Genomic DNA, 17,615 nt, shown 5'->3' with positions numbered 1-17,615 from the left:
CTCTTTACCTCTCCTTTCTTAAACGTGGATTTAATATTTCTTCTAACGAGTAGCCCGTAAAAGCAAACCCAATTACCAGTGTAGTAATGAGTAAACCTGGCGGGAGTATCCACCACACCCAGGCATCTGTTAAAAAGGCACCTCTTGCTTGGGCGTAATATAAAATCGTACCCCAGCTTTTGGTGAAAGGATCTCCTAATCCTAAGAAACTTAGTGATGCCTCAATTAAGATGGCATGACTAGCTGCTAAAACAAATTGAGAGAGCGCGATAGGGATAACCCCTGGTAAAATGTGCTGGAACAAAATCACTCTAATATCAGTTCCTATCGATTTGGCCGCTTCCACATACCCTTTTGTTTTTAAAGTTAATACTTGCGAACGGACTACTCTCGCTGGGCTCGCCCAAGAAATTAAACTAATAACGAGAATAATGTTCCAAAAGCTCGGTCCAATAAAGGCCGCAAGTAAAATCATCAACGGAAGAAAAGGAATTACTAGTACTAAATCTACCAATCTCATCAATAAGGAATCTACTTTTCCACCGTAATAACCGGCAATAACCCCAACTAAACAGCCCAAAACAATAGAAATGAGTGCAGCAATTACCCCTATTAATAATGAGACCCGTGTTCCGTATAATAATTCACTTAATATGTCCTGACCAACATCATTGGTCCCCAACAAGAATTCCCCATTCGGTTTCATAAATGGTTGCCCTACTCTCTCAGTAGGATCAAATGGGGCAATGACTGGTGCAAAAATGGCGATGAGTAGGAATACTACCAATATACCTAGTCCGATCATTCCAAGATTATTTGAGGTCATTATTCTCCAATAACGCTTTAGCTTTTGCTTATCCATTATGCTTCCCCACCTTCGGATCTAAGAGTGGATAAATAATATCAGCTAGTAAATTTGCAATAACAACGCTAAAAGTAATGATTAAAAATGTCGCTTGTATCAGTGGGTAATCCCTACTTAGAACAGACTCGAACATCAATCTTCCTACACCCGGATAAGCGAATACCGTTTCAATAACAGTAGCTCCACCTAACATAAATCCTAAACTGAGCATAAAAACAGTCGCTACAGGTAAAAGTGCATTTCGCATGGCATGTTTATATTTAATAACCTTTTCCTTTACACCCTTAGCTTTTGCCATCATAATGTAATCCTCGCCTAATACATTCAACATAGAATACCTCATGATCATAAAGGTGCTCGTTACAGATATAAGGACTAAAGTCGTTAATGGCAACGCTAAGTGTTTCATAATATCTACAAATCTATCAAAGCCTGTTAAGTTGGACCATGCACTTTCAGCACCAAAGACAGGGAACCACCCAAGCTGTGCAGAAAAAATGGATACGAGAATCATTCCAATCCAAAAAGATGGCATTGAACTTAAGAACATGAAAGCTGTTAAAAGATTTGCATCCGTCCTTGTTCCTCTTTTCCATGCAGACAATGCTCCAAACATGACACCAATAATGGTAGAAATAATTAAACCTAGTCCAGTTAATAGCATCGTCCAAGGCAATCGTTCCATTAGTAGTTCAGAAATCGGTCTTTTTTGCTGATAAGAAAATCCAAAATCACCAGTAAAAACATTTTTTACGTAAGTCATATATTGTGTCCATATTGGGTCATTAAGACCATGCTCATCTAAGATGGCTTCCTTTTCGGCACTCGACATAAACCCAACATCTTCTCCAGCGAGATACACTAATGGGTTTCCGGGCATCAACCTTGGCAATAGAAAATTCAAGGTGAGCATCAAGAAAATAACAATGGCATATTGAGCAAACTTACCAGCAAAGAATTTCCCCATGGGGCGCCTCCTTATAGATTGATACGATTTTTGAATGAAGGAGGGATGACCCAAATTTTGTGTCATCCCTTTACATTTAATTAAGTACTGAGAAATATCATTAAATTAGACATTGAATTCATCAAAGTCATCATTTCCTGTATTCTTTTTTGTACTTTTTCTAAAAAACATAAAGACAATAACTACTACTAGGATTAAACCAAGTAGAATAAAAAGTGACGAGTTATTAGAACTTGAATTTGAAGAGTCTGAGTTACTGTTATTATTTTCCTTCTTAGAATCAGTATCATTTTTGTTTACATCTGTGTCTGTGCCATCCTTTTCACCCTGATTTTCTTGAGGTTCACTCTTTTGTCCAGACACGAAGGAAAGTTTATTTAAAATACCTTTACCAGATTGAAAGACGTAACCGTCATAAACACTTGGATTATATGCGTTCACAATTTCTTGATAATAGAGGGTTACAATTGGAAAATCCTCTGCCACAAGAGTTTGCATCTCATAAAATATGTTTTTTCGTTCATCTTCATTAACTGTACTCTTCAGTACATCCCCTAACTTATCAAACTCGGAATTGTTATATCCTCCAATATTTATAGTTCCTAAACTTGGGTCAGAATAGAAAAGATCTATTAAGCGATCTGGGAATAATTGAACGGTACTAGACCAACCAAACATTGTAAAATCAAAATCTCTTCCTTTACTTACATCGTACTCTGGCCATACAAGTGAAATGATAGTATCGGAGTCAAGAGATTTTGCAGTTACTTTAATTCCCACGTCGTTTAACCATCCAGAGATTATTTCTGCTGTACGAATACGCAGTGGATTTTCAGATTGAACTAGGATACTTAAATCGATTGCTTCTCCGTTTTGCCCCTCAATAAAGCCGTCACCATCTGAATCTTTGAAGCCTGCCTCTGCTAGTAGTTGTTTTGCTTTCTCTTTATCTGGCTTGAATGATAAATCTGAGTTATAAAAAGGACTTGATGGATGAATGAAACCTGGGCTACCAACTTGACCATAGCCTAGGATTACAGTATCTACTAGGTATTGAGTATCGATAGCATATGCAATTGCTTGTCTAAATTCTTTTTCAGACATTGGATATCTTTCGGCATTAATTTGAAATAAAGTGGTTGAAAACCCTGGTCCGGATTCAACGGTTAAATTAGGATTAGATTCAAATTCACCAACAATTTCTGGTGTAAGACTAGAACTAGCACTATCTACTTCCCCAGCTTTTAAAGCAGTAAACATTGCTGTTGTATCAGATACAATTGGGAGTATTAGTTCTTCTGAAGCTGGCTGTCCCTTAAAGTAATTTTCATTTGCTTCAAATTTGTAGTACTGATCAGCTTTATATTCCACAAGTTTATATGGACCACTCCCTAATGCATTCGTTGCCTCATCGGGATTTGTTATTTCACTCCAAATATGTTGCGGTAAAATTGGAACATCAGCTAAAGGTTGAATCATAAAATTGGGTTCTGGTTGATTTAATGTAATACTAAAATTTAATTCATCTTTTACTTCTAAAGATTTGATAGTTTGAAGAGGGACCGTAAAACGAGATTTTGGATGTTGTATAAAATAGTCAACTGTAAACTTTACATCATTTGCTGTTAATGGCTTTCCATCCTGCCATGTAATATCTTTAAATAGTGTAAAATCATATGTTAATCCGTCTTCGCTAACTGAATAATCTTCTACCATCCACGGCTGTGGAATATTATTCTCATCTAGCTGGAACAAGGTATCGTATAATAAATGAACTAATTCCAACCCTGGATAGCCCGTTTGATAAGTATATGGGGTCAGAGTGCTCTCATCACTATTGATTGCAATTCTTAAAGTCTTTGGATGTTGTTCGGCTGTAGCAAAGCCACTAAACAAATTAAATACAAGTAAAAAAATTAACAGACTAACAAATTTTTTCCCCAAAAGAACTCCCCCTGTTTTTAAATTATAAGTTCAGCTAAATGAAAGTTACCTTCTCGACGATAAGCTTCAGCAATTGCAAAATGTCCATGCGTTGCTAGACCATGATATACATGGACAGCTTTATCTAATACTCTGTGTATTTCCCTCCCTTTTTCAAATTTATTTAACTTCGAAAACCCAGGATATAATAACTCTGCAGACTGTTCGTCTAACATTCGATCAAAGTGCATACCACTAAATTCCATTTGGCTTTCTAATGCATCCATGGCGGTTTCTTTTTTCTCCCATACCTGAGAAATATCAATAACTGTATTCGGGTGGTGCGGTGTCATGTAATAAATCGTTGGAATTGGATGAGGTTCTAGATCAGGCATGTCATTCAAGGCATAATCACGGCTTGCTAGTGCGATAGATTCCAAAAGCAACGTCATCGCTGGTCTTCTGTCTGGATCTAAATCATGAAATGAATGTTCTGGATCCTGTGTAATAATAATATCGGGTTTAACTTCACGAATAACTTTGATTAATTTCTTCTTCGACTCTGCACTTAAATCAACACAACCCGATTCAAAATTAAGAAAAGAAATGTTAACCCCTAAAATTTCTGCAGCTTTTCTTACTTGAGGTTGACTTGTTTCCCTACATAACATAATTGTTGCATGGGATTGACCGCCATTTTCAACGTTTTTAGCTAACGCACCTCCACATTCCACTACCTCCATTCCGTAAACACCCAAGAATAAAATTTTTTGACCATTTGCCATCCATAACCACTCCTCTTATGTTATACAATACCCCTCTATAGTATATTTGGGTTTGTTTCATTTAATGTTAATGCTTTCAGATAAATTTGTAAATACCGAATATTATAATTTTTCTGTAAATTGTTTAAAAACTTTTATGGAATGGCTTGTCTGTGACCGACATATGTTGTAGCAAATAAGGAGGCGTTCAGATGAGCTTGTTTTTCTGGTATATCATTTTTTCAAGTATGGTCATCTTGCTTATCAATTCATGGATGGTTTATAAGATTAAACATACACTCTCAAAGATGGCTGCCATGATGTATGCCATGTATATAGGTATGAATGTCGGATTAACAGCAGGGCTTATTTTTGGTGCAGCGTATAAAGGAAATCTATTCTACTCTACGGTACTCTCTCTTTCGATAGCGGTCTTAGTAGGGTTGATGATAGGAATTCAAATGGGAATACTTCCAACCATTGAATCGATCATGGCAGCCGTTATGGGAGGCATGATGGGGGCAATGCTTGGTGAGATGATTTCCATTGCGGAATCTACTGTTCTAATTAAGATATTCTTCACTTTAACTATAAGCTCCATTCTGCTTTTATTAGCATTAAGTGAAACTAGGGAAAATAGCAAGGTAATCAATGGGAAGTGGTTAATAAAACCCTTATTCATAGTAGTAGTAATAGTCTTAATTTTAATGGGTGGACAATTCTTGGAGAAAAAACAACTCTATAACCTAGCAGATGAACCTCATCAACACTTAAATTCATTAACTATTACTACTAATAATTTTAATTACACCCCCTCCACAATAAAACTTGAAAAAGGGAAAAAAGTGACACTCACTTTGCACAATTCAGATCAAGTTGAACATGATTTAGAAATTAAATCAATCCAAATGGATTCACCTTCAAACCAGCATAATCATGGTCAAAAAGCAGATCTACACATTCATGCAAAAGCCAATAGCTCTAATCAACTAACCTTTACTCCACAAAAAAGTGGAACCTATCAATTTTATTGCACAATTCCAGGACATAAGGAAAGCGGTATGGTCGGCACTCTCATCGTATATTAAAGGGCTTCCCATTGGGAAGCCGTTCCGATTTTTCTAGCTCGCTTTTAAGCTTTTCTTTTTTATTAGTTGTAACCATTTTCCGCTCATAAAATTTTTACCTAAGAAAACCGCTCTAAACAAATTATCTAATCCGATAGATAGCCAGATTCCTAGAATTCCGAGGCCAAAATAAACCCCTAGCACATAAACTCCAACCGTTCTGATAACCCAAATACCAATAGCTGTTAAATAGAATGGTGTTTTGGCATTCTCAGCGCCTTGATAGATTCCTGTTAACACCAACACTACTGCTAATATTGGTTGAATAAAAGCATCTACTCGTAGTGCAATCCCTATATTCTTTATGGCTTCTTGATCTGTTGTGAAAAGTGAACCAAGCCATTCACCGCCAAAGAAAAGAATGACACCTACTACACTCATTACCCCTACGCTCAAACCAACACAATAGGTCCCTATTTTTTGAGCCTCATCAAAGGCATTTGCCCCTAAAGATTGGCTAACCAATGTAGTACCAGCCGTCGCAAAACCATAGCCAATCATATATGAAATGATTTCAATATTTCCTGCAATTTGATGTGCAGCAAATATTTTGGTACCAATATAGACAATCATTCCAAAGTAAAGTACCTGCCCCAATCTCATTGCTAACCTTTCACCCATGGCAGGTATAGATAAAGAGATCATTTCTCTGTATAGCTGGTAATCAATTTTTATAAGGTCTTTAATTTGTATCATTCTTGGTTTATATAGATAGTAACTAAGTAAAATAACACCTATTAACCTAGCTAATACTGTTGCCAAGGCAGCACCAAGAAGTCCTAACGAAGGAATGAATAGGAAGCCAAAAATTAAAATATAATCTAGTACAATGTTTAAAAGATTAACCACTATACTTATTTTCATAGGTGTTTTAGTATCTTTTGCCCCTCTTAAAATGCTACTCATTATAAGCATTAAAGAGATTAATATAGTCGGGAATGAAACAACTTGGAAATAGAGGACGCTTTTATCTAAAACGGCAAGTTCCAATCCCATTAAAGTTAATAGTGGCTTTGCAAAAACGAGAGAGATAAATCCTAACAATAAGCCCAATACAATGGCTAGCTGAATAGATTGAGTTGCCACTTTGTTGGCTTTCTCCTTATCTCCAGCACCCAAATACTTAGCCACGTAGACGTTTACCGATACCCCTACTGCCATTAGAATCGCTAAGTAAACAGCAATAATTGTATTGGCCACTCCAACAGCTGTTACTTCTTCTAGCCCAATTTTGGCTACAAAGAACGTATCTACAAAGCCAAGGATTGTTTGAAAAAAGTTATCTATCACTGCTGGTAAGGCCAAAGTAAGGATTGTCATAATAACTTTATGATCCCCTAGTTTTATACTCATCACGTTCAGCCCCTATTTTAAATATGTATCTATTGCCCTATTAAAATCCCTAATAACCTTCTCATCCCCTTCACTGATAGCTTTCTGTACGCATCCCTCCAAATGATCCTTTAATATTAACTTGGCACACTTGTCAATTGCTGAACGTATAGCTCCTAGCTGAACTAATAAATCACTACATTCCCTATCATTAGAAGCCATCTCCTTTACGGATCGGACATGCCCTTCAATAATGGCTAGCCTATTTACAACTTGTTTTCGATGTGGATGTAGATGACCCATATATTCAGCTCCTCAGTCTACATTATCCCCCATACGGGGATAGGGTATATTTTACGATATAGTCTAACATATTCCAATATTATTTCAAATAGTCTAAAAAAATAAAAAGAACAACTCAAAAAAGAGCTGTTCTTACTGAAAAAATTACATTTTATTTGAGAGTCTAATCATTTCTACGTAAAACTTAATGGCATTTATATAATTCTCTATACTTATTTGCTCATTGGTACCATGCATTCTTTGTAAGTCCTCAGAAGTTAATTTTACAGGAAGAAAACGATACGTATTCTCAGAAATCGCTTCGTAATGTTTAGCATCAGAACCCGCAAACATCAGATAAGGAGCAATAACTACATCTCCATACACATTTCTTGCAGCCTGTTGAATGGATTGAAACGCCTTACTGTTTGATGATGAGACATTGGAAGCTTCACTTCCAGAAATACTCACTTTTATGCCTTTATCATCGATCGTATCTACGATAAAATCTTTTACCTCTTCTAAAGGTTCACCCGGCATAATTCGAAGATTAACAAATGCTGTTGCTTTTTCAGGAAGAGCATTGTACTGCTCACCCGCTTGAAATATCGTAGGAGCAATCGTAGTTCGAATCATGGCTGCAGAAGCAGGCTGTTGCAGCAGGATTTTTTCAATAATAGGTTCAAACAAGAACTTATTTGCAAATACATATTTCATTCCGAAGTTCATTTCAGGTGCGACATATTCGAATAGCTCTTCCCCTGGCCCTCTTAAATCAGCTTTGAATTGCTTTTCTTCAAGCCTAGCGATAGCCCGTGCAATCCGACCAATATTTGTTCGGTCTTCTGGCTGTGATGAGTGTCCACCACTACCTTCAATCATAAGTTCCGCAGTTGCAGATCCTTTTTCAGATATTCCAACAACACCAACTGGATTCGAGACACCAGGAACCATATTTTCTACAATCGCGCCACCTTCATCTAAAATAAATTCAAATGTTACCCCACGATTCTTTAATGTTTCTACAATTGCTTTAGCTCCTTGGTCTCCACCTATTTCTTCATCAAAGCCAAACATAAAGTACACATCTCTAGTTGGTTGATAGTCTTGTTCTAAGAGATAATCAACAGCCTCTAAAAGTCCAATCACTCCAAGTTTGTCATCAAGTGTTCCTCGTCCCCAAATAACACCATCAACAACATTCCCACTAAAGGGTGGTTGCTCCCAGTTATTTTCAGTTCCTTCTAGTACAGGTACTACATCGTAATGACTTGTAAATCCGATAGGCTTTTGAGTGGAGTCTGTTCCCTTCCATAAGTAAATAAGGGAATATTGATTGACCTTTTCTCTTTCTAATTGTTGGTGAACTTCAGGATAGCTTTCTTCTAGAAGGGTAATAAATTGATCAAACTCTTCAAAATTGAATTTTGTTCGGTCTTGGTAGGAAATCGTTTGGTAGGTTAGTGCAGTGGAAAAACGTTTAAGTGCTGCTTCTTGATCGATGGAAATATCAGTTGGTTCTGCAGTTGGTTGAACCGACTTTGTTGTGAATGTGTTAAAAATCGTAACTACAATAAAAATCAAAAAAATAAATCCAATAGAAATAAAGATTATTTTCATCCCTCATCCCCCTATAATCTTTATTTCTATTTGTATGAACAAAAGTCCTTTTCAAGAAATTATTCTTTTATGCTTGTGATGTGATAGGATGTTTTACATGCTGAGGCCACGTAAAATTAGCGGCTGTTTTAACAAATAACACTTCATCGCCTTTGAATGGTATAGACTGAATCAATAAGCTTTCTGTATCGGGTGTAAAATAAAATAACACCCTTTTGGTCTCAGGTGAACAGATATGGCTCATTATCCTCTCTAAATTGACGTTAACTGGACTAATCACATCGTATATTTCCAATTGATCTTTATCTTGAATAAATAGGACCACCGTATTCTCTTCTTCCAGGTAATAGAAGTGATCTGAAAATACATTTAGAGCATAGAACATTATTAGCTCAGCAGTATGGATCGTACCAAATCTACTAGAAACGGGCAGTCTCTTACTCGCAAATTGGTAAAGAAATTGGATGTCATGTTGGTTACTAAAGTCCAATTTTCTAACATTAGCTTTCTTCTTTTTCATCGGAATGTCATCCAGAAAAAACTGAATTTCTTCTACTCTATTAAATCCAAACTTTGGATAAAAATCTAACACCGTTTGATTCGCAAATAAATACATCACATCATATTGCCCTTCGTACGCCTCCAATACAAGGTTCATAAGTTGTTTAGAAAGACCTTGATTTCGGTAGTCCTGATGGGTCATGACCGTTCCAATTTGAAGCCCTCTTACCTTTTCATAATCAATAGTCAAATCAACCCTATTAACAGATACGTTTGCAATCACACGATTCCCTTCTACAAAAGAGAAAGGTTCATATTTATCAGTCCAGAAACCTGCTTTGTACCAGTTTTCGAAGTTAATACCAAAGACCGATTCGGCTAATGTGTTAAAGCTATTTCTAAAATCTTTCATAACCTGAGGTCCACGAACAAGATAACAATTTCCCATAATGACTCTCCATCTCATTTTTTGTGTATTATAATTCTTTAAAAATAGTCTATACCCAGTAAGTCAATGTGTCTAATATTCCGATGATAATCAATATCCACCCCGCCACTTTTTGAATAATGGATCCAATCTTTCTCCCCTTTTTCATAGTGTTCTTACCACTAAGTTCAAAATACCAAATAAGAAATATAACTAGTAATAAAGGTATAGAGGTTCCTAATGCAAAGATAGGAGGTAAAACCGCACCGTACGAAACAGATAAGACCATCGGCATCAGCGTTACAAAGAATAGAACAAACATAGTTGGACAGAATCCAAGAGAGAAGCTTATCCCTAACAGAAATGCACCAAGCTTACCTTTTGAAGTGAATTTTTCTGGTATCTTACCTAATGTTACGGTCCATTTAAACGTAAATAAGCCGACCATAAACAAACCAATCAATATTAACATTGGCCCCACTATTTTTCGAACCCATGGAAAATAGAGTGTCAACGATTGCTGAAACTCATATCCTAGTAACCATACCGCAAATCCTAAACCAGAAAATACAACCACCTTACCAAGAATAAAGAGTAAAACCTCAGATAATGGAATCCTCTTTTGAATAGACTTATTTCCATAGATGGTAATAGCTCCAAGATTGGCTGTGAATTGACAAGGAGCTAATGCACCAACAATACCTAGCATGAGTGCAGCTAGAAGTGGAATACTCTGTGTACTATTAAAAAGAGATAGAAAAGGTTCGCTTAATAGATTACTAAATTTACTAATCAACTCATACATCATGAAATAATTCACCTTTCAATTTTTTAAATATCAATTATATACAGGGTATCATAGAAATTTGAAGAAAATATGAAGGAGTGTTATTGAGCATAATAAAATTCTCAAATCTTCATTAAATCTCCACAATTTATCTATAAACTAATAGTGTTTTTAACTTATCTTTATTCTATTGATTAGAAGGAGCACAAAATACTCAAATTAACTATTAAGTAAAGTGAGAACCTTCATTTCAATACGAATGATGGAAAATTTCAGCAAAACAAAAGGTTCTATTGCAATAACCCTTTTCTCAAATCAAGATCGGAGGAATAAAGAGTGTATATTAAGAAGTTATATTTACTATTGTTATTACCTGTCTTCCTAGTGGGTTGCGCTAGTAATAATTCCAGTAATAAAGGAGAATACTTTTCAAAAATTGAAAACCCATCTATTGACCATGTTCACGGAATTGGTTTCCCCGGAGGCCAAAGTGACTTATTTTTAGCTACTCATGATGGTCTGTTAAAATTGAAAGACGGTCAATGGTTTGAAACAACAATAAATAATCATGATTATATGGGTTTTTCACCTTTTAAAGATGGATTTTATGCAAGTGGACATCCTGAGGAGGGTACCAACTTTAAAAATCCATTCGGAATTATCAAAAGTTTGGATGAGGGAAAGACAATAGAAAAGATGAAATACTATGGTGCCATCGATTTCCATTATGTAGCATCCAGTTATGAAACTGGTGCTATCTATGCAGTGCAACCACATGAAAATTTAAGTATTGAACCTGGAATTTACTATAATGATGGTAAAACAAATGACTGGAGTAGTAGTTCTAGTAATGGGATTCCATTAGACTCAATTACGGGTATAGCTACCCATCCAGCAGATTCTAATAAAGTTGCATTATTAACTACAAATGGCTTATTTATTTCTGGAGACAATGGGAAACAATTTAATCAGTTTGCAAGTAAAAGTCCGATTACCTCTATTTATTTTGCTAAAGATAAACTTTATTTCTCAAGCTATTTAGGGAATACGTCAACACTTTCGACTTACAATCTAGAAGCTAAGGAAACAATAGAAATAGGAAGAGTTGAATTAAAAGAAGATGCCATCCAATACATGGCAATGAATCCTACAAACTCAGATGAGATTTGGTTTTATACCTTTAAAAACAGTCTGTATGTTAGTGAGGATGCAGGAGAGTCTTGGTCAATAAAAGTTGAACAAGGTAAAGTATTATAGGGGTCGTCCATGTGACGTCCCTATTTTTTTTGCACAATCCAGCCCGTTGTTTGAATAACATGATAAGAATGAACTTAAAAACACGGAGGTATCCCTATGAAGGATTGGGAGAATAGATTGGTAATTCCAGATGGAAAAATTGCTGAATTTCAAACCGGTCAAAATTTTAGATATTTCAAGCTTATTGCACATCCAATTAAGCATAATATCTTATCTAATGTCGCAATTGATGCCCTAGGTTATAATGACACAACACCTGGACCGGTAATTGTCGTTAACCAAGATGAGTGGGTTTATCTAGAAGTTGAGAATAGAATGGACCACCCCACAGCCCTACATGTTCATGGTCTTCCTAAACCTAATACTGAGGATGGTAATCCTGCTATCGAACCAACACCAACCATCCAACCCGGACAATCATACACCTATAAATTTCAAGCCTGGAAAAGTGGAACCTTTTTTTATCACTCCACCCATGACTTTCAGTCAAATCTTGGATTAGTTGGAGCTTTTATCGTTTTACCGAAGCAAGAATATATAACTCAAGACTTCATTCCAGACAGAGACTTTACTTTGTTCGTTCAACAATGGCAAATTGAACAACCTGAATTAGGCAAAGTGGTGCCTGGGGTATATAAACCTAATAAATTTGATTTACAACCGAATTTTTTCACTTTAAATGGAAAAAGCTTTCCCACAACTACTCCAATGAATGTTCGGCTTGGTGAGAAAGTCAGAGTCAGATTTATTAACAAAACTAGCTCACCACACTCTATGCATATACATGGACATAGCTTTAAAGTTGTGGAAGTAGATGGATTTAAGAGAAAAAACCTTTACGATGATACAATAAGCTTAGCGTCTGGTAAAAGAAAGGATGTAGAATTTATAACAAACAACCCTGGTATTTGGCCCGTGAACGGTACGAGAACTTTTCATCAATCAAATAATGGAGAAGCACTTGGTGGTATGGTCACTAGACTAACCTATACACATTGAATCACCAAGAAAGTAAAATTACACGTATAAAATTTAATAATTGACTAAATCTAATATAGGAAAATAAATAACAAGAAAAAGGTGATAACATGGGAGTTCTTTCAGGGTCTCCAAGTCAAATGGACCAGTGTATAGCAGATTGCGTAAAATGTGCACAAGCATGTGAAGAATGTTTAACAGCTTGCTTACAAGAACCTGATGTTCAAGCTAGAGTAATGTGTATTCAATCATTAAACGATTGTGCGGAAATTTGTTTACAGGCAGCTCAGCTTATGTCTAGAAACAGTTCTCATTCAAAGCAATTCTGTGAGCTATGTGCAGCTATTTGTGAGGCATGTGCGACTGAATGTGAAAGGTTTCAAGATAATCACTGCCAAGAGTGTGCAAAATTTTGCCGCACATGTGCAGAATCGTGCCGAAAAATGTCAGCATAAGACCCAAAAAAACCTCTATTCAACCAATAGAGGTTTTTGTTTGGCTATACTACCCTAAATACGTATGGAAATGCTATTACTTCCTCATCTAATTTAAATTCTGCCCACATTTTATATGTACCTGGTTAACTAAATTGTGCGATAAAAACCGTATCCGTTTCAGAGGATGGATGCACATGTATAAATTCTTCTACTTTTTCATCTATAATCACAACGTGACCTAAAGCTCCTAGATAAGGCTGGGGTACCCCATTTTTTATCGTAAACTTAAGTTCGACCTCTATCCTCACCTCGAAAGGATCATGCACTAACTGAACCTCTTTTCCCTTTATTTGCTTCGTCATTTGTTGATCCACCTTTAAGGCAGTGTCATTATAATGTGGAAGTACTGAGTCTAACTGAATTTCATTCGGTTTAATAAGATAATGTTTTCCTTTTGGGTTAATGTCAACAAACACCCTGTATCGGTGGACGGATAAATTGATCACAGATTCAAATGTCGACGGACCAACTTGGTCGGGGTGCACATGATAAAATTCATTTAAGTTCTCACTTACAATAATTAGATGCATAAGCTTTTCATGTGTTAACTCCAGTTCAGGGGAATCCCCTTTTTTATCTATAATTTCAATTTTCATTTTATTATCTTTATAAGTGACTGTTGTCTTAAGATCACTTTCCATGACCATTTGATGATGACCTTCGTGTTGGTTATGCATTTCCTTCATTTGGTTTACATCCTTTCATAAGATAATTCCTTATTCGAAAAAAATTTCAGCTACACCATAAATCCTAGTATCTATTGTTTGTTATCCTCTATCTAATTATGAAAGCTGTTTAAATCTTTCAAAAAAAAAGAGCTTACTTTTAACATAAGCTCTTAAAAATAACCAATAACTCAGTACGATAACTGATCATTTGGGTTATTATTTTGATATCATTTGAGATATTTTAACTGTCTAATCAGAAACTACACGAATGCAGCTCCCACAATAATGAGTAGGATAAACAGCACTACGATTAGAACAAATTCTGATCCATATCCTCCATAGCCATAGTTATATCCACAACCGAATGACATAATATCCCCTCCAGTTATTTTATCATTTCAAATTTAGTATCCATATCCTGCAAATCCTGCCCAAACAATAATAAGCAGAATAAATAGCACTACAATTAGAGCGAAGCCCCAACCGTACCAGTTCCAACATTACCCATTTGAAAAACACCTCCAATAGGTCCATTCACTAACAGTCTATGTATATTGTCTAAACTCGATATGGACATTGTCATAGTTCTTTATATATTGGGGGATGAATTTTATTCTAAGTTATTTTCCTAGTAAATAGATTCTAATGCGCCAGCTACTTATATTCTTTATCCTTCTCATTATATAAATCAATGAAGAGAACCCTTATCCTTAGGTTCTCCTATCTTTAATTGACCTGAAATTGTCCCATCATCCCAGCATCTTCATGCTCGAGAATATGGCAGTGATACATAAAAATTCCTTCATGATCAAATGTAGCAATAGCTCTAACTGTCTCGTTTGGATACACGAGGAAGGTGTCTTTCCAGCCTCTTTCATTTTCTGGGGGCTCCTGACCATTTCGGTCTAGTATTTGAAACTGCACACCGTGAGCATGAAATGGGTGAGCCATCCCACCTCCATCCATTCCCATCATCCCCATTCCACTATCATTGGAGACTTCCCAAATTTCTGTAGTATTCTTTAGCAGTTTTTCATCTATTCGATCAATGTCCATTTGTTTTCCGTTAATGTTCACCATTAGGCCCATTCCTTGAAAGACAAATTTCCTAGTATTTGTTGCACTATCAGGACTGATTCTTTCAATATCCGTGAGCTGATTAGGAATATCAAAATTATTTTCTTCCCCATTTATTCTAAACTCCAATAGGTTATTATTTTCTTCATTTAAAAATAATGTGTCCCCTTGGTCGTACTCAGAAAAATCAACTATAATTTCTGCCCGCTCAGCAGCACCCAACACAACATTATTTAGCTGGACTGGTTTTTCTAAGAGCCCTCCATCACTCGCTATTTGCCAAAAATCATCCTGGGTAGAGAGGTGGAAATTATAAACTCTCGCATTAGAACCATTCAATATTCTCAAACGAACTTTCCCCTTGGGTACCTCTAGGAAAGGGTTAATTGCACCGTTTACCAATATTGCAGTTCCTTGTAATCCCATCATCACATCGTGCATTCCTAAATCATAGTTCATCTCACCATCACTAGTAAATTTCCGATCTTGAATTATTAAAGGTATATCGTTGACTCCATATTCATTAGGTAAAGGAAGTTTCTCGGATACATCGTCCTCAATATAAAATAATCCTGCTAATCCTTTATACACCTGTTCCCCTGTTTCATGAAGTAAGTGAGGGTGAAACCATAATGTTGCTGCTGGCTGATCAATCTTAAAATTTGGGCTCCATATATCGCCCTCATTTATTGCAGTATGTGGCCCTCCATCAAATTCTCCATCTACTTCCAACCCATGCCAGTGCACTGTTGTTTGCTCCTGAAGCTTATTTTCCACATGAACAGTTACATCATTTCCCCGTTTAACTCTAATAACAGGGCCAAGAAAATCTCCGTTATACCCGTAAGTGGGGGTCATCTTCCCTTCAATAAACTCCTTGGTAGATTGTTGAGCTGTTAAGAAAAATTCTGCCTTATTAGGAGATGGATCCTGATCTCCTAATAACGCAGGAATTGGTAAAGGTTTTTGACTTTCACCACTCAGACCATTTTTTAACAATCTGAAGGATCTATCGGTGTCTTTTATATAAAGGAGCAGTATTCCACCTATGATAATCACTCCAAAAGCAATGATTATCCCCTTATTCCTTTTCAGTATCGACATCTCCTTTCTATTTTCTTTCGTGCTTTATGGCCATTCTAACCGCAATATAAACTACTGCACCTATAACTATTAAATTGATAAGCCATCCCAGAATACCAAACCCCATCAATTGTCCACCCATCATTCCTGACGAGCCCATCATACAAATTTCTCCTTTCAAAAAACATTATTAAGGAATAGGTTATACGGATAATATCACCCTTGTCCAAAGTAATTATCCCAGCTATTGTGTCACTAATTAGTGTAAATTCAAGGTTTTTTCTTTAAGTTGCTCATCTAAAAAAAGTGATTTTAATACACTTAATCTCCCTACTCTTAGTTTTCTCATATATAACGAAAACGAAGGATTAAATTATTGATAATTTGAGGGCAAGTATGAGATAGCTTGACTTCCCATCTGTTCCCATGCTTCAACAAATTCGTTAAGGCTAACCTTTTTATTTTTTTCACCGGCTATCGGTTCATTTATGTATACATATTCTTGATCATAGCCTGTTACTAGAACAGAGTGTTCCTTGTAGGTAATATTCACTTTTTCACCGGTTGGTGTGACAATAGTTTGGAAGCTTGAATTTGGAAGCTTTTTGAATGTTGTGTTCGTTATTACCCAGATAGGTATATCTTGAGATAGATATACTTTTAATTCCTGAAAGCTTTTTCCTGTTAAATTTACAACTTGTCCTGGCAAATACTTATTTGCTAAGTTTTTAATAGGTTTATGATAAACCCCATAACCTGGATTATCGAAAGAATACATATCCCCCAAAAATCCTTTATTAGGATCTCCCCAGTAGATGTTACCCTCTTTTATTGTATAAGGCGTTTGATCCTTTTCAATTTCCCTAGCAAGCTGCATTTTTCCTACATTAACATTCGCAAATTGTAGCAGCATGGCCAAACTAGTAACCTCACATCCTCTAGGTAATTCTGGATATTGCCTTATTAAAGGTGCGTCTAAAAGTACGCTATCTTTTATAGGGAAAATTTTAGGCTCTAATACTCTAATTTTATAATCTTGTACTCTTTGTTCAGTTATTGTTAAAGGAGAAGTTTGTTTAGCCATAATTTTTTGACTTACTTTAAAAGTATTTTCTAGAAAGTATAAAAATCCGAAACCTAAGACAAGGTTATAAATAAGGATGAATACTTTGTATTTTAATTTCATTTCTTTTATTCGCTTGAGTAAAATAATAAGGAGAATTAAATAAAGGAGCAAAGTCAACGAAACCCACATATTCCTATACCTCATTTTTTTCAAAAACATATCACAAAAATATGAAGAAAATGTGTAGAGAAACAAATTAGTTTTCTATGATTATTCAAACAATCTGATTCTTCATAAATTCTCGATATTTCTTCTATAAAATCTTTTATAACTTGTTTCAATCCGTTGATTGGTACTATATCTTAAACTTTAGTCAACTACCACTACGATCTGC

Annotated in this window: 18 protein-coding genes and 1 pseudogene; 4 read left to right on the top strand and 15 right to left on the bottom strand. The window is 35.8% G+C overall.

Annotation, left to right across the window (positions count from 1 at the left end):
* Nucleotides 1-4: 4 nt before the first annotated feature.
* The 4 genes from ABDZ91_RS11090 to ABDZ91_RS11075 all read right to left on the bottom strand — a co-directional run bounded on the left by ABDZ91_RS11090 (nucleotide 5) and on the right by ABDZ91_RS11075 (nucleotide 4,540).
* Nucleotides 5-862: an ABC transporter permease gene (locus tag ABDZ91_RS11090; protein ID WP_343798952.1), complete on the bottom strand. Its 858-nt coding sequence runs from the start codon at nucleotides 860-862 to the stop codon at nucleotides 5-7.
* Nucleotides 855-1,832: an ABC transporter permease gene (locus tag ABDZ91_RS11085; RefSeq protein ID WP_343798950.1), complete on the bottom strand. Its 978-nt coding sequence runs from the start codon at nucleotides 1,830-1,832 to the stop codon at nucleotides 855-857. Before ABDZ91_RS11085 ends, ABDZ91_RS11090 begins: the two co-directional genes overlap by 8 nt.
* A 105-nt stretch (nucleotides 1,833-1,937) precedes the next feature.
* Nucleotides 1,938-3,776, bottom strand: coding sequence for an ABC transporter substrate-binding protein (locus ABDZ91_RS11080; protein ID WP_343798948.1), 1,839 nt, complete (start codon nucleotides 3,774-3,776; stop codon nucleotides 1,938-1,940).
* Nucleotides 3,777-3,793: 17 nt separating this feature from the next.
* Nucleotides 3,794-4,540: a PIG-L deacetylase family protein gene (locus tag ABDZ91_RS11075; protein ID WP_343798946.1), complete on the bottom strand. Its 747-nt coding sequence runs from the start codon at nucleotides 4,538-4,540 to the stop codon at nucleotides 3,794-3,796.
* 191 nt (nucleotides 4,541-4,731) lie between these two features.
* On the opposite strand from ABDZ91_RS11075, the gene ABDZ91_RS11070 reads away from it, so the two are divergent.
* Nucleotides 4,732-5,607, top strand: a complete 876-nt coding sequence (locus ABDZ91_RS11070) for a cupredoxin domain-containing protein (protein WP_343798944.1) — start codon at nucleotides 4,732-4,734, stop codon at nucleotides 5,605-5,607.
* A 33-nt stretch (nucleotides 5,608-5,640) separates the two neighbouring features.
* Here ABDZ91_RS11070 and ABDZ91_RS11065 read toward each other — a convergent pair whose 3' ends face one another.
* The 5 genes from ABDZ91_RS11065 to ABDZ91_RS11045 all read right to left on the bottom strand — a co-directional run bounded on the left by ABDZ91_RS11065 (nucleotide 5,641) and on the right by ABDZ91_RS11045 (nucleotide 10,613).
* Nucleotides 5,641-6,999 carry an MATE family efflux transporter gene (locus ABDZ91_RS11065; protein WP_343798943.1) on the bottom strand — a complete coding sequence of 453 codons (1,359 nt, stop codon included), beginning with the start codon at nucleotides 6,997-6,999 and terminating at the stop codon, nucleotides 5,641-5,643.
* A gap of 12 nt (nucleotides 7,000-7,011) precedes the next feature.
* Nucleotides 7,012-7,281, bottom strand: coding sequence for a metal-sensing transcriptional repressor (locus tag ABDZ91_RS11060; RefSeq protein WP_343798941.1), 270 nt, complete (start codon nucleotides 7,279-7,281; stop codon nucleotides 7,012-7,014).
* A gap of 144 nt (nucleotides 7,282-7,425) precedes the next feature.
* The gene (locus ABDZ91_RS11055) at nucleotides 7,426-8,880 is read right to left on the bottom strand and encodes a M20 family peptidase (protein ID WP_343798940.1); all 1,455 of its coding nucleotides are present in this window, start codon (nucleotides 8,878-8,880) and stop codon (nucleotides 7,426-7,428) included.
* Nucleotides 8,881-8,947: 67 nt separating this feature from the next.
* A complete protein-coding gene (locus tag ABDZ91_RS11050; protein WP_343798938.1) occupies nucleotides 8,948-9,829 on the bottom strand; it encodes a GNAT family N-acetyltransferase in 882 nt (293 codons plus the stop codon).
* A gap of 49 nt (nucleotides 9,830-9,878) precedes the next feature.
* Nucleotides 9,879-10,613 carry an urease accessory protein UreH domain-containing protein gene (locus tag ABDZ91_RS11045; protein ID WP_343799023.1) on the bottom strand — a complete coding sequence of 245 codons (735 nt, stop codon included), beginning with the start codon at nucleotides 10,611-10,613 and terminating at the stop codon, nucleotides 9,879-9,881.
* Nucleotides 10,614-10,931: 318 nt separating this feature from the next.
* Here ABDZ91_RS11045 and ABDZ91_RS11040 point away from each other — a divergent pair, with 318 nt between their 5' ends.
* The 3 genes from ABDZ91_RS11040 (at nucleotide 10,932) to ABDZ91_RS11030 (ending at nucleotide 13,285) form a co-directional block, all read left to right on the top strand.
* Nucleotides 10,932-11,852: a F510_1955 family glycosylhydrolase gene (locus ABDZ91_RS11040; RefSeq protein WP_343798936.1), complete on the top strand. Its 921-nt coding sequence runs from the start codon at nucleotides 10,932-10,934 to the stop codon at nucleotides 11,850-11,852.
* Nucleotides 11,853-11,948: 96 nt separating this feature from the next.
* Complete coding sequence (locus ABDZ91_RS11035; protein WP_343798934.1) at nucleotides 11,949-12,851, top strand: multicopper oxidase family protein; 903 nt, start codon at nucleotides 11,949-11,951, stop codon at nucleotides 12,849-12,851.
* A gap of 89 nt (nucleotides 12,852-12,940) precedes the next feature.
* Nucleotides 12,941-13,285 (top strand): four-helix bundle copper-binding protein, encoded by a 345-nt coding sequence (locus ABDZ91_RS11030; RefSeq protein WP_343798933.1) that lies wholly within the window; start codon nucleotides 12,941-12,943, stop codon nucleotides 13,283-13,285.
* Nucleotides 13,286-13,410: 125 nt separating this feature from the next.
* On the opposite strand, the gene ABDZ91_RS11025 is transcribed toward ABDZ91_RS11030, so the two are convergent.
* The 6 genes and pseudogenes from ABDZ91_RS11025 to ABDZ91_RS11000 form a co-directional block, all read right to left on the bottom strand.
* Nucleotides 13,411-14,013 (bottom strand): hypothetical protein, encoded by a 603-nt coding sequence (locus ABDZ91_RS11025; protein ID WP_343798931.1) that lies wholly within the window; start codon nucleotides 14,011-14,013, stop codon nucleotides 13,411-13,413.
* Nucleotides 14,014-14,255: 242 nt separating this feature from the next.
* Entirely contained in the window at nucleotides 14,256-14,366 is a 111-nt protein-coding gene (locus ABDZ91_RS11020; RefSeq protein WP_343798930.1) for a YjcZ family sporulation protein, read from the bottom strand.
* Nucleotides 14,367-14,399: 33 nt separating this feature from the next.
* A pseudogene (locus tag ABDZ91_RS11015) lies at nucleotides 14,400-14,483 on the bottom strand (YjcZ family sporulation protein); the annotation flags it as partial.
* Between the two features lie 238 nt (nucleotides 14,484-14,721).
* Nucleotides 14,722-16,176, bottom strand: a complete 1,455-nt coding sequence (locus ABDZ91_RS11010; RefSeq protein WP_343798928.1) for a multicopper oxidase family protein — start codon at nucleotides 16,174-16,176, stop codon at nucleotides 14,722-14,724.
* Between the two features lie 7 nt (nucleotides 16,177-16,183).
* The gene (locus ABDZ91_RS11005; protein ID WP_343798927.1) at nucleotides 16,184-16,318 is read right to left on the bottom strand and encodes a hypothetical protein; all 135 of its coding nucleotides are present in this window, start codon (nucleotides 16,316-16,318) and stop codon (nucleotides 16,184-16,186) included.
* A gap of 210 nt (nucleotides 16,319-16,528) precedes the next feature.
* Entirely contained in the window at nucleotides 16,529-17,410 is an 882-nt protein-coding gene (locus ABDZ91_RS11000) for a C39 family peptidase (RefSeq protein WP_343798926.1), read from the bottom strand.
* Nucleotides 17,411-17,615: the final 205 nt, after the last annotated feature.

It is taken from the genome of Bacillus carboniphilus (assembly GCF_039522365.1).
Lineage (GTDB): Bacteria > Bacillota > Bacilli > Bacillales > JC228 > Bacillus_BF > Bacillus_BF carboniphilus.
Note: the sequence above shows the minus strand (reverse complement) of the source record. Positions and strands in the feature narration are given on the sequence as shown.

What these genes read in the sequence shown, in the direction of transcription:
- ABDZ91_RS11090 (WP_343798952.1), bottom strand. Translation starts at nt 862, where the DNA reads ATGGATAAGCAAAAGCTAAAGCGTTATTGGAGAATAATGACCTCAAAT.
- ABDZ91_RS11085 (WP_343798950.1), bottom strand. Translation starts at nt 1,832, where the DNA reads ATGGGGAAATTCTTTGCTGGTAAGTTTGCTCAATATGCCATTGTTATT.
- ABDZ91_RS11075 (WP_343798946.1), bottom strand. Translation starts at nt 4,540, where the DNA reads ATGGCAAATGGTCAAAAAATTTTATTCTTGGGTGTTTACGGAATGGAG.
- ABDZ91_RS11070 (WP_343798944.1), top strand. Translation starts at nt 4,732, where the DNA reads ATGAGCTTGTTTTTCTGGTATATCATTTTTTCAAGTATGGTCATCTTG.
- ABDZ91_RS11065 (WP_343798943.1), bottom strand. Translation starts at nt 6,999, where the DNA reads ATGAGTATAAAACTAGGGGATCATAAAGTTATTATGACAATCCTTACT.
- ABDZ91_RS11060 (WP_343798941.1), bottom strand. Translation starts at nt 7,281, where the DNA reads ATGGGTCATCTACATCCACATCGAAAACAAGTTGTAAATAGGCTAGCC.
- ABDZ91_RS11055 (WP_343798940.1), bottom strand. Translation starts at nt 8,880, where the DNA reads ATGAAAATAATCTTTATTTCTATTGGATTTATTTTTTTGATTTTTATT.
- ABDZ91_RS11050 (WP_343798938.1), bottom strand. Translation starts at nt 9,829, where the DNA reads ATGGGAAATTGTTATCTTGTTCGTGGACCTCAGGTTATGAAAGATTTT.
- ABDZ91_RS11045 (WP_343799023.1), bottom strand. Translation starts at nt 10,613, where the DNA reads ATGTATGAGTTGATTAGTAAATTTAGTAATCTATTAAGCGAACCTTTT.
- ABDZ91_RS11035 (WP_343798934.1), top strand. Translation starts at nt 11,949, where the DNA reads ATGAAGGATTGGGAGAATAGATTGGTAATTCCAGATGGAAAAATTGCT.
- ABDZ91_RS11030 (WP_343798933.1), top strand. Translation starts at nt 12,941, where the DNA reads ATGGGAGTTCTTTCAGGGTCTCCAAGTCAAATGGACCAGTGTATAGCA.
- ABDZ91_RS11025 (WP_343798931.1), bottom strand. Translation starts at nt 14,013, where the DNA reads ATGAAGGAAATGCATAACCAACACGAAGGTCATCATCAAATGGTCATG.
- ABDZ91_RS11020 (WP_343798930.1), bottom strand. Translation starts at nt 14,366, where the DNA reads ATGTCATTCGGTTGTGGATATAACTATGGCTATGGAGGATATGGATCA.
- ABDZ91_RS11010 (WP_343798928.1), bottom strand. Translation starts at nt 16,176, where the DNA reads ATGTCGATACTGAAAAGGAATAAGGGGATAATCATTGCTTTTGGAGTG.
- ABDZ91_RS11005 (WP_343798927.1), bottom strand. Translation starts at nt 16,318, where the DNA reads ATGATGGGCTCGTCAGGAATGATGGGTGGACAATTGATGGGGTTTGGT.
- ABDZ91_RS11000 (WP_343798926.1), bottom strand. Translation starts at nt 17,410, where the DNA reads ATGTGGGTTTCGTTGACTTTGCTCCTTTATTTAATTCTCCTTATTATT.